We start from the raw sequence: 12,135 nt of genomic DNA, 5'->3' as shown, positions 1-12,135 counted from the left end.
TCTTGTTCCCAGATTTTGGCAGGGGATGGCATGTGACACCGCCTTTTATTTAAGGAAGAAGAGCCCCATCATGGCACAATAGGGATTACGGCTGTAGTATTAGATAGTGTCGTCATAAATTAATTTATGCGATAATATCCCCATGATTCAATATATAAGCAACTTAATCATGAGCACACCAGTACACCGCCGTCACGATATTTCTGATCATATTTGGCGTTTACTTGAACCTCACCTACCAGGACGTCAGGGCGCTTGGGGACGTGTCGCTGACGATAATCGGTTGTTTATTAATGCGGTCTTCTGGATTTTACGAACAGGTGCGCCTTGGCGAGACTTACCGCCCGATTATGGTAACTGGAAAAATACGCATCGCCGTTTTTGTCGGTGGCGTGACAAAAGAATATGGGAAGGATTACTTGAGCAGCTTATCGCTAAACCGGATTTCGAATGGTTGATGATTGATGCCAGTCACATTAAGGTTCATCCCCATGCAACAGGCGCGGAAGGCGGTAATCAGGATATGGGGCGTACAAAAGGGGGCTCAACACCAAGATACATCTGGCCGTGGATGCGCATGGTATGCCGGTCAGAGTACTTATTACAAGCGGTACCGCAGCGGATTGTTCACAAGCTGAAGCCTTAATGACAGGAATGGAAGCCGAACATTTGTTAGCGGATAGAGGCTATGACAGTAACACCATTGTCGAGCAAGCTGAACAACAAGGAATGCAGGTTCAAATACCCAGCCGAAAAAATCGTCGGATAAAACGGGAATATGACAGGGAACTCTACCGATATCGACATTTGGTTGAAAATGCGTTCCTTCATCTTAAACGCTGGCGTGGTATAGCAACGCGATATGCGAAAAACAGTCAGTCTTTCCTCGCCGCAGTTCAGATCCGTTGTCTCGCGCTTTGGCTGAAAATTTCATGACGACACTATATAGCGAAAAATTATTCTGTTGAGCCTGAAATTTTCAAGTTGGTCAGTTTATGTGATTAGCATTATTTCTTATTGAAACGATATTTGATATCGTGGCAAAAACAACTATTGAGTTAGTCAGGATGATTTCAGGATTAAACGGTGGAAATTGCATTCTTAGCTCTATGGCAAAAGAAAGAGTAAAGAGTGGCATTCTAGATCAGGCGCAAGTCGTGGGCTTCAAAGGCAAGTACACGGTGGTTTTTGATGGTAACGGTGAGCCACTTGTGCTGAGCAGTTCTAGGCAGCCTTATGACGCTCGTATCTTTAAGAGCTTAGACGGTGCTATCGCTGAGTTACTTCGGATAGGTTTTACCGAAGTATCTGTCAAAATCACAAACAAATCAGATAACGATTAATTATAAGTCATTGAATTTGGAATAAAAATGAACATTAAAGAAGAGACAGTATATTCAAATGTAGAGACTGCAAGCAGTAAGCAGCTTGCAATACTCAAGAAACACTTCCCAAATTGCTTTGATCGTGATGGTAACTTCATTCAAGAGCGAATGCTTGAAGTCGTTAATGAAAGTGATATTGAACTATCAAAAGAAAGTTACTCACTAAGCTGGCTGGGTAAGTCATACTCACGCCTATTAGCTAACCTACCACCTAATACCCTGATTCACGAAGATATTGAGCACAACTCTCAAGAACAACATAAAAATAGTAAAAATTTGCTTATTAAGGGCGACAACCTTGAGGTTCTGAAACACCTAGTTAACGCTTACAGTGAAAAGGTCAAGATGATCTACATTGACCCACCTTACAACACTGGTAAGGACGGTTTTACATACAACGATGACCGCAAGTTCACAAAAGAGCAATTATCAGAACTAGCGGGGATTGATACTGAGGAAGCTGAACGAGTTTTAAGCTTTACTGATCAAGGCTCCAGCAGCCATAGTGCTTGGTTAACTTTTATGTATCCTCGCTTATATGTAGCTCGTGAGCTTTTGCAGAGTGATGGTGCGATTTTTGTGTCATTGGACGACAATGAAGCTGCTCAGTTAAAGATTTTATGTGATGAAATTTTTGGAGAGCAGAACTTTTTAGGAAATGTCATCTGGAAAAATGTTACCGATAATAACCCTACAAATATTGCAATTGAACACGAGTATGTCATTGCATACGCAAAAGATAAGTCACAAGTAGCAACAAAATGGAAGAGTAACCTTTCAGATATCAAAGGCATATTGATAAGTGTTGGTGCAGAACTCATCTCTCAATACTCTGACCTTAAAGAGCTGCAAGCAGCTTACACCAAATGGTTTAAAGAAAACAAATTTCAATTGGGTCCACTAGATAGGTACAAATTTATTGATAAGGGAGGTGTATACACAGGTAGTCAAAGTGTGCATAACCCAGGTAAAGATGGATATAGATATAATGTAATACATCCAGAAACCAAGCAGCCTTGTAAGCAGCCTCTAATGGGGTATCGTTTCAAGGAATCTACGATGAGAGAGTTGATAGAAAACGATAAGATTCTTTATGGTAAAGATCACAATAAGATTGTCGAGTTAAAGCTATATGCTGACGAGTTTGAAGAGAAATTCGCTAGTGTTATTGATCTTGATGGTCGTTTAGGTGCAAACCAATTGAGAGAAGTTTTCCCCGAAATGAAAACGGCTTTCACAAATCCCAAACCCGTACAACTACTCGAAAAATTGATCTCTTATGTTTGTGACGGTGATGAGCTTATTTTAGACTTCTTCGCTGGTTCAGGAACAACTGCAAATGCTGTAATGAATTTGAACAAAAATGAGAATACTGATTATCGATTTATTACTGTACAGTTGCCTGAGCCTTCTAAAGCAGACTCCGAGCCGTTACAAAATGGCTATGACACAGTCTTTGATTTAACGAAAGAGCGTTTGAATCGAGTTTGCAAAGATGGACAGGGGTTCAAAATCTTTGAAACTGTTGAAGACTTCCGTGTTGAAAATGATGAAAAAGAAGAGCTAACGCTGTCCAATCTCACAATGTTCGATGATGTTCTCCTTACTGATGAGCAGTACAGCACTTTGCTTACTACTTGGGTTTTATACGATGGTAGTGAATTAACAACGCCTCTCTACAATATTAATCTGGATGGATATACCGCTCATCTATGTGATAGACGTTTGTATATGATCGCACCAGATTTCAGTAGCAATGCGCTCAAAACCTTACTTCATAAGCTTGATGATACGGACGATAAAGATTTTGATCCGAACAAGATTGTTTATTATGCAAACAATTTCGACAGCGTTAAGCAGATGGAGTTGAACGAGGCACTGAAGAGCTACGCAAATAAAAAATCTATCGAGATTGACGTGGTGGTACGTAACTAATGAGCAAAGGATTTACTTTTGAAAAGAATCTGCCACACCAAAAAGCAGGTGTCGATGCAGTTCTTAATATGTTTATTGGGGTAGAGCCACAACTAGATGACGATCAGAGTGCTCGACTATTAGCAAACCCTGAGTTAATGATCACCAAGCAGCAGCTACGCTCAAACATCAAAGCTATTCACGAATTCAATGGAATCGAACATAGCAAGGAGCATTACAACGAAAATAGTAATGTTATTGATGTGTCGATGGAGACAGGTACGGGGAAAACTTACACCTATACCAAAACAATGTTTGAGCTGAATAAAGCGTTTGGCATTAATAAGTTTATTATTATAGTGCCAACTCTCTCTATCAAAGCTGGTACGGTAAATTTTCTTAAGAGTGTTGCTCTCAAAGAGCACTTTCGAGAAACAGAGCGAGAGCTTAAAACGTATGTAGTAGAGAGCAAAAAATCATCTAAGAAAAACATGAAATCTTATATGCCTCAAGCCGTTCACGACTTTGTTGAGGCGAACAATTACAACAAAAAATATATCCACGTAATGGTTATTAACTCAGGAATGGTGAACTCACCATCTTTGACTGAGGTGTATGACCGTGGCTTGTTAGACAATAAGTATAACACGCCAATTGAGGCGATTAGTGCAGTAAAACCATTTGTTATTATTGATGAGCCTCATAAATTTCCTAAAGAGAAAACAACGTGGAACAACATTGAAAAATTCAATGCACAAAACATCATTCGTTATGGTGCAACATTCAATGAAAAGTATGAAAACCTTGTCTACCGTTTGACCGCAGTTGACGCATTTAACGATGATCTTGTTAAAGGTATAAACACATTTATTGAAGAAATGGTGGGTGATGATGTTGCGAGTCTGACACTCAAAAAATCCACGACCAAAGAAGCATCCTTTGAGCTTAATGAAAATGGTTCAAAAACTATTATCAAAGTCGGTAAAGGTGAATCTTTAGCTAAAACTCACACAGAAATTCACGACTTATACATTGAGTCGATGAACACAAAGATGGTTGTTCTCAGTAATGGTGTTGAGTTGAAAGTTAATGAGTCAATCAACCCTTACTCATACTCTGATACGCTTGAAGACAATATGATGCGTAGAGCGATTAAAGAGCATTTCAAGGTCGAACGAGAAATGCTGACACAACGCCCTCGAATCAAGCCCTTAACCTTGTTTTTTATCGATGATATTGAAGGCTACCGTGATGGAAATAACATATCTGGGAGCTTAAAAACCAAGTTTGAAGAATGGGTTTTAGCAGAGGCTAAGTCGCTTCTCAAAACAGAAAAAGATGAGTTTTATAAGCAGTATTTGGAGAAAACGGTCGCTGACATAAGTAGTGTTCACGGTGGTTACTTCTCAAAGGATAACAGTGATAAAGATGAAAAGATCGAGCAAGAAATCAATGAAATTCTGCACGATAAAGAGCTGCTTCTATCGCTAGACAACCCTAGACGTTTTATTTTCTCCAAGTGGACGTTACGTGAAGGTTGGGATAACCCCAACATATTTACACTGTGTAAGCTGCGATCTAGTGGTAGTACAACATCTAAGCTTCAAGAAGTTGGTCGTGGGCTTCGTTTGCCAGTCAATGAATATATGGCTCGTGTGAACGGTGAGTTTCGATTGAACTACTTTGTTGATTTTACAGAGAAAGACTTTGTAGCTTCATTAGTTCAAGAAGTGAATGAGACATCTTTCAAAGAGACAGTTCCGTCTAAGTTGACTCAAGAACTAGAAGATAAAATTTTGTCTAAATATCCTGATCTTGAAGCATTGGACTTGATGATGGATCTGCTTCAAAAAGGCATTATCGACAAAAGTAAAAACTTGCTTGGATCGAATGCTTATACTCAGTTGAAAGAATCCTATCCTGACGCTTTCCCAAGTGGTGTTAAGACAGGCAAAATTAAAGTTGCTACAGAAGGTAAGAGCCGTTCAAAAATGCGAGTTGGTAAGTTTGACGAGCTTAAGCAACTGTGGGAAATGATCAACCAGAAAGCCGTTCTTGAGTACAAGATCGCTAGTGAAGAAGATTTTCTCAATCTCTTTACTAAGTACCTGCTTGATGAGTCAGATAAGTTTAAGAAAACTGGTGTTCAAACTCGTATCGAGAAAGTTTATGTTAGTAACGATATGGCAATGTCAAAAACGGTATTTGGTGATGATGACGACTTCACTAAGTTCTGTACTATGACATACAAAAAGTTTGTTAATCGCTTGTCACAAACAGCATTTATCAAACCGTCTACACTACACAAAGCTTTTGTCTCGGTACAAGATACGGTTAACATTACTGATTATTTGAATATCCAGACAATTAGAAAGATTAAATCTGGCTTTAGTAAGTTCTTGTTACATAACTCATTTAGCAAATTTGGACTTGGCTATAACATCATTTCTAATAGTCTGCACCCGACTAAATTCACTGATGAAAATGGTCAACCTCGTGAAGATGTAGCAGCAAACGATCTCGGTGTTCATTCCGATCACTCTTTACCACCATTAGATAGTTATCTCTTTGAAGATGTGTTTTACGATTCTGAACTGGAAAAGCTCAATATTACCGATGGTGAAATTGAGTCTGTTTCAGTCTTTACCAAGATCCCTAAAAATTCAATAAAAATCCCTGTGTCGGGTGGTTACACTTACTCACCTGACTTTGCTTACGTAGTAAAAACGAGCAAGGGCGAATACCTAAATTTCATCATAGAAACAAAGAATGTTGAAAGAAAAGAGAGTCTTAGAAAAGAAGAAGAGCGTAAGATTGAGCACGCTAAAGAACTTTTCAACCAGATCAGTAAAGAAGTGAAGGTTGAGTTTAAAACTCAGTTTGCAGGTGATGTGATCTACGACTTGATTAAACAAAATCTATAATAATAACGCCCCTCAAAATGAGGGGCTGTCTTTTATGGCTAAGGATTGACAGTGCAAATAGATGTTAAAGGGAAAGTTCAAAATCTTACTTTGTCGCCTAGTGATAGGCTTGTGCCTCTGTTTGAAGCGATAGTGAACTCTATTCAAGCGACTAGAGCGAATGAGAGAGCAAAGCTAGAAGTTACTGCGTATCGACAAAAAACACAGAATGTACTTTCAGAAGACGATTTAAGGTTCGAGCAAATTACTTCATTTGATATTGTTGATTTTGGTCTTGGTTTTAATGCGGACAATTATCGCTCTTTTAAAACGGCTGAATCCACATATAAATCAAGTCTTGGCTGTAAAGGTGTCGGGCGTTTTACTTGGTTGAAAGCGTTCGATTCTGTAGAGGTTGAGAGTGTCTATACAGATAGTGAGTCTAAGAAACAGCTAACATTTGGCTTTTCAATCGCAGATGTTGATTTTGATAGTGAAAAAATTACTGAAGTGGATTGCTCAACCAAAGTTTCTACGAAAGTATCTCTAAAAAATATCCAAGAACCTTATCGTTCACGATTACCAAAATCTCTAGAGGTGATTGCGTCAGAGATCATAGAGCATTGTTTGATTTACTTCCTCGAAGACAAGATCGAATCGTTTGTTTTAAACGGTGATGACGGTGACTCTGTGGATCTAGTTTTGTTGTTCAACACTAGCTACACCAATGATATAGAAAAAAAAGAATTTAAGGTCGGAAGCCACAGTTTTACTGCTCATTTTTTCAAAAATAACAAAATCAAGAAGCAGAAAAACCATAAGGTTTTTCTGTGTGCTGATTCAAGAAGTGTTAAAAGCTATACGCTAAAAGAGCTTAGTGAAAATATTCCACCATCTTTTGAAGATGTGAGCGGTGATAAATTCAACTTTTCGATTTATGTTACTTCTGTGTATCTTAATCAATACGTTAACCAAGAACGAACAGGGTTTAGAATAGCTGAACGGGTCGATCTTTGTGATGAAGATGATGATTTTCCTGCTGTAAATACTATCGTAAGAGAGTTGATGGTCTATGGTATGGCAATCTTTGAACCATACCTAGAAACAATGTTTAAGAAACATAAAGAAGAGATTGAGCAATACGTAAATGGGGCTGGCTACGAGTATCGCCACATCCTGAAAAATCGCCCTGATTGGTTAAAGTCAATTCCATTTGATTACACGCCAGAAAAATTAGACTTGGAGTTACACAAGCTCAATCGTAACTTCGAACTAGAATTGAAACAAGAAGCGCATAGACTGAAAGATCGTTTTAAGCAAAGTAAAATCAAAGACTATAAAGCGTATAAACAAGCTCTAGCCAAATATACAGAAGATCTGAACGAAGCTGGTAAATCCAACCTTGCTAAGTATATTGTTCATAGAAAAGCGGTGATTGACGCATTGGAGTTCAGTTTAGAATTTCAAAATGAGGATGAAGATAAGTACGCTTTAGAAGATATGGTTCACGATATTATTATGCCTATCCGTTCAACAAGCGATGAGGTAACAGATCACAATCTTTGGTTGATTGATGAAAGGATGGCGTATCACCAACAGCTTGCCTCAGATAAGTCATTCAAGTCAGTTACTAATATAGATTCAAGTGAGCGTCCAGATCTTCTAGTTTTTAACAATCCTATCGTGTATGGCGATGATAGAAAGCAAACCTCAACGGCTATTATTGTCGAGTTTAAACGTCCTATGCGGGATAACTACAAACCAGAAGATAATCCAATTGATCAGGTTATTGGCTATGTGGTCAAGCTACGTAAGAGAGATAAGATTTTCAACGAGAAGGGTCGAGAAGTGTATCTTGATAAGAGGATACCTATCTACTGTTATGTAATTTGTGATTTAACATCATCAATTAGGGAGATTCTTGATGTTAGAGACTATAAGCCTTTACTTGATGATGAGGGGTATACCTACTACAACGAAAATTTGAATGCTGTAATTGAAGTTATATCGTTTGATAAATTGGTTTTAGATGCTAAAAAGAGAAACAAAGTTCTGTTTAAGTATTTAAATTTGGAGTAATAAATAGAAATTTTGTTTATCAGTGACTGATTGTTTTTCTCAGAAGCAGAAAAACCGACCTTGTTTAGTATTTTGTGTAATCGCCATGTCATCTTATTACATGTGACCGTTTAAACGGTCACTGAATTCAATCATAAATCGGCTCATCGCAATACCCTAGTCTTGGAGCGGCATTGTCCACTTTTTAGAGGCTGCCTGAATCGCCAGCCAGACCACTTTTTTCACGGAATTATCCGACGGGAATATTTTGCATCGCTTGATGGCGTGACGGATCACGCTGTTCAGTGATTCTATTGCGTTTGTCGTATAGATCACTTTTCTGATTTCAGGCGGATACCCTGAATCATCTAACAGTGTAATTCTCAGGGTGTGAATGTATATACTTCGCTCATAGCTGACGGTCAAGTAGAATAGTGATTAATCCTGATAATTTACCTTTTGTCAGTGAAAATAGTGCTATTCCGTTTCTCCGTTCTGGTAATACACCTGCCGAATATAGCGTCCTCGTCCATCGCCATGCCCCAAATCCATCGAGACCAGCGCCAGCGCTTCTCGCTCACTAAAACCCTGTGCTTTGTAATATGCACCAGATTGCTGCGCAAAATGATAACGCATACTGTGTGGCGCTTTATTGCCGCTCAGTCCTGCACTTCTGACAATATAGCGGTAACGATCGATAGCCTGCGTGATTGTGGGTTTATCAATCAATTTGCCACTGTGCCCGGCCTGCTCACGTTCCGCATAGGCAATCGCGTGTTGCAGGTCTTCCCGATCCAATATGACCGTCTGCCGTGGACGTCCACCTTTGGTGCCGAACACCACCCGCACGGAGGTATGACCGTTTTCCAGTGCTTTTTTCCAGGTCGCTAACGATTTATAGGCTTCCACCGCTTCTTTAGTACGCAGTCCCAACACATACGCCAGTTGCATCACCGCGGCGACATTCCGGTCTTTTTGCTCCACCTGCTGAAAGATTTCTCTGAACGCGGCCGGTGTCAGCGCTGTTTTCGTTCCCTTGCGGCTCATATCAGCGATACCCAAAGCCTGATTGCTCAGACGGGCATTCGCGGGATTGGCCAGCTTGTGCTTTCCGGCCTGCGCTAAAATGGCTCGCAGTACAGACATCTCATTTTGCAGAGTTCGATGATTAATAGGGTGAGCTTTTCGTTCGGCAATGTAGCGCTCAATATATTTCACCTTCAAGCTATCCATTTGCCGGAGTTTGATGCCATTGTTTTTTAAATAATCAAGGAAGTACCGTGCAATCCGCTCACGATCCGCCACTGTGACAAAACTCCCGCCCGCCTGTCGGGCATGAGTGATAAATGCTTTTCTGAACTGTTCAACCTTTGAACGTGTCGATCCCTGCGCCATTCTCGCCTCTCTTGCTACTTTTTCATTTTTAGTCGTTTTTAAAACAATTCCCTGCGTGTCGGTTCAGGTTCACCGTTCCGTGGTGCGTCAGATAATGTGTAGCAGGGCGGAATTGTGTTGAGTTATTGCAGGAGCTCGCGACGTGCTCAGCACGGCGATGGCATGCTCTCCGTTCAGAGCCTGATCCCATCAGGATGAACGCCTCATTATCTTGACGTGATGAATTTCTCCTTAATTTTTACTGCATTAGCCTGCTATCAGGCAATGGGTTGAAAATCAGATATGACGATCGTTTATCAATCAAACAAAATGGTGATTAATGGTCTGTTTTTAGTGGTTTCACTGAGTAATGCGGGGTTCAAATCGGTCGTAAAGCCAGACCGGACGTGCTCTAGACGTTGGCCTCTTTGCGGCGTCACTTGGTAATCGCTGCGCTTTAACGCAAGTGACGCCGCACAGCTTTCAGGACGTTTATCGTGATGAATTGGAATGTAGGTGAATGTTGTACCGGTTAAAACGGTATCGATCAGCGTGAGACCGAGTGTGTTCTGCCTCTATTGCGTGGGTAAACCGGTGGTGAGTAACACCGGGAACTTTCATCGTCAGGTGGAGGGTTAGGTGTCCGACGATATCTGCTTCCAAAAGTGTGCAGATGTACCGCATTATGATGCACTCCCTTGCAGGCTACAGGAGTTTTATTTCGCCACCCGGAGGTGATCCTTACAGGCGATGGGATCATTAAGATAACAAGAAAGAGATTAACGATTGTGTCAGGCGCAGTCAAACTTTTGCCTTATCCTATCTCTTATTTTTTACCGGGTATATCCAACTGAATCGAATATCTGTCTCTCCAAAATGTAAAAATATCTTTTTAATATTACCTCTATGAGAATTATCCCATAGAAATATTCACTTTAGTTAAAAAATCACTAAATATGCGTTTTTAATACAAATAAAATATTTATTTTTGTTATACCACCTCATTTAATAATTGGGTTAATAAATGCATTTACCTTTTTAAATTTTTTTTGCGATCATTATCATAAAAAGAAAATGATCATGAACTTTAAAATAAAAAAATTATTTTTTTGCTTTTAACTCATTACATTACGGAAATCCTGTTTTGTCTGACAGCAACACTCCGCAAGACAATAATGTTATTATATATAAAAACACAGCGCATTCCTCTAATACAGCAATCATTTTAACTTTTTATCCCGTCATTGTCAGATGAGGGATTTTTATTTCACTTGATTTCATTTGGTTTTTACTTGTCCGTTATTTATTATTTTCCATTATTATTATCTGCCATGAATTAAACGATGCATTCTGACATCAAAGTTTATTCAAATTATATCAATACCGCTGTGTGAAATTTTCAGCTTACCTGGATGCCGGAAAAGAAATAACACCGCGTAGTGATTTTTTAATTATCGAATTTGTCAGAAACAACGTCGGTCTGATTGAAATCTTGTGCCCGAACGTTATGGCCTGCACGGCTATCAGGCTGGATAACCTGCCCCATAACGTTATCCGTCATTATTTTAGGGAGATACACCATGTCAGTAAAAAAGCACATTGCGAAACTTCAACAAGGAAAGGCGTTGTTTGAGCAGGGGCAACAAGGCGCCCGTCTGGCTCAGCAAACCGCAGGGATGTTGGGCGGCCACGGACAGGGACTGGCCAAACGGGCGGCAGATGGCCAGCACGCCGCCACCAAAGCCCTGCAAAAAGCCAGCCAGTTGCCGGGGGGTGGGGGCGAAAGTTCGCCCAGCGGCCTGCAATTTACGCTGACCGCCGGCAGTCTGGCGCCACAAACCTTTGTCGTCACCGACTTTACCCTGAATGAACACTTTTCTCAGCCGTTCCAGCTGGAAGTGGGGCTGGCGAGTGCGGACCCTGCGATAGATTTTCCGGCCGTACTCGACCGCTCCGCCACCCTGACGATCACACAGGATGGCGTAGAAAGCCGGAGTATCACCGGTATTGTCGCCAGCTTTGAACAAAGTAATACCGGGTTGCACCAAACCACCTACCAGATGAGTATTCGCCCGGATCTGTGGCGCACTACCCTACGCCAGAATTCGCGTATCTTCCAGCAACTGAACATCGCGGCCATTATCACCACTATCCTGAAAGAGCATGGTATCCGTGATGTCGTCTTCAGCCTGCGCCATGCCCACCCTGAACGGGAATTCTGTGTGCAATATCAGGAAAGTGACTTTGCTTTCCTGCAACGGCTGACAACGGAAGAAGGCATCTTCTACTTTTTTGAATGCGGCAACGGACGCAATACGCTGGTGTTTGCCGATGATGCCGGCTCTGTCCCGCCGGGCATTGTCCTGCCCTATCAGCCGGGTGACACCAGTACACTGGGAGAGCCGGCGGTGAGCAACCTGACACACCGGGCACAGGTTCGCCCGGCACAGGTGCAACTTAAAGACTACACCTTCAAAAATCCCGCATGGCCCGCAGAATTC

7 protein-coding genes and 1 pseudogene are annotated in these 12,135 nt (G+C 40.9%); 6 read left to right on the top strand and 2 right to left on the bottom strand.

Going from position 1 to position 12,135, the window contains the following annotated elements; translation table 11 throughout:
* Positions 1-169 precede the first annotated feature (169 nt).
* From Xvie_RS19190 to Xvie_RS19170, 5 genes are all read left to right on the top strand, one after another.
* Positions 170-936 (top strand): IS5 family transposase gene (locus tag Xvie_RS19190; protein ID WP_139838901.1). Its coding sequence is split into 2 segments (ribosomal slippage): positions 170-545 and positions 545-936, totalling 768 coding nucleotides; the frame shifts between segments, so codons are not numbered across the junction.
* Positions 937-1,037: 101 nt separating this feature from the next.
* On the top strand, positions 1,038-1,343 hold the full coding sequence (locus tag Xvie_RS19185; RefSeq protein WP_244175741.1) for a hypothetical protein: 306 nt from the start codon (positions 1,038-1,040) through the stop codon (positions 1,341-1,343).
* A 27-nt stretch (positions 1,344-1,370) separates the two neighbouring features.
* The gene (locus Xvie_RS19180; protein WP_086110729.1) at positions 1,371-3,320 is read left to right on the top strand and encodes a site-specific DNA-methyltransferase; all 1,950 of its coding nucleotides are present in this window, start codon (positions 1,371-1,373) and stop codon (positions 3,318-3,320) included.
* Positions 3,320-6,223, top strand: coding sequence for a type III restriction-modification system endonuclease (locus Xvie_RS19175; protein ID WP_086110728.1), 2,904 nt, complete (start codon positions 3,320-3,322; stop codon positions 6,221-6,223). The genes Xvie_RS19180 and Xvie_RS19175 overlap by 1 nt, the downstream gene beginning before the upstream one ends.
* Before the next feature lie 51 nt (positions 6,224-6,274).
* Positions 6,275-8,281, top strand: a complete 2,007-nt coding sequence (locus Xvie_RS19170) for a Shedu immune nuclease family protein (protein ID WP_086110727.1) — start codon at positions 6,275-6,277, stop codon at positions 8,279-8,281.
* A 156-nt stretch (positions 8,282-8,437) separates the two neighbouring features.
* On the opposite strand, the pseudogene Xvie_RS19165 reads toward Xvie_RS19170, so the two are convergent.
* Positions 8,438-8,617 (bottom strand): annotated as a pseudogene (locus Xvie_RS19165) (transposase); the annotation flags it as partial.
* Between the two features lie 120 nt (positions 8,618-8,737).
* Entirely contained in the window at positions 8,738-9,655 is a 918-nt protein-coding gene (locus Xvie_RS19160; protein ID WP_086110726.1) for an integrase domain-containing protein, read from the bottom strand.
* A 1,559-nt stretch (positions 9,656-11,214) separates the two neighbouring features.
* Here Xvie_RS19160 and tssI point away from each other — a divergent pair.
* Positions 11,215-12,135: type VI secretion system tip protein TssI/VgrG (gene tssI / locus Xvie_RS19155; protein WP_139838902.1), on the top strand; the 921-nt coding region annotated here is incomplete at its 3' end.

Source organism: Xenorhabdus vietnamensis (assembly GCF_002127535.1).
GTDB classification, from domain to species: Bacteria; Pseudomonadota; Gammaproteobacteria; order Enterobacterales; family Enterobacteriaceae; genus Xenorhabdus; species Xenorhabdus vietnamensis.
The sequence above is the reverse complement of the archived record's forward strand: the minus strand, read 5'-3'. Positions and strand labels throughout refer to the sequence as shown.

What these genes read in the sequence shown, in the direction of transcription:
- Xvie_RS19180 (WP_086110729.1), top strand. Translation starts at nt 1,371, where the DNA reads ATGAACATTAAAGAAGAGACAGTATATTCAAATGTAGAGACTGCAAGC.
- Xvie_RS19175 (WP_086110728.1), top strand. Translation starts at nt 3,320, where the DNA reads ATGAGCAAAGGATTTACTTTTGAAAAGAATCTGCCACACCAAAAAGCA.
- Xvie_RS19160 (WP_086110726.1), bottom strand. Translation starts at nt 9,655, where the DNA reads ATGGCGCAGGGATCGACACGTTCAAAGGTTGAACAGTTCAGAAAAGCA.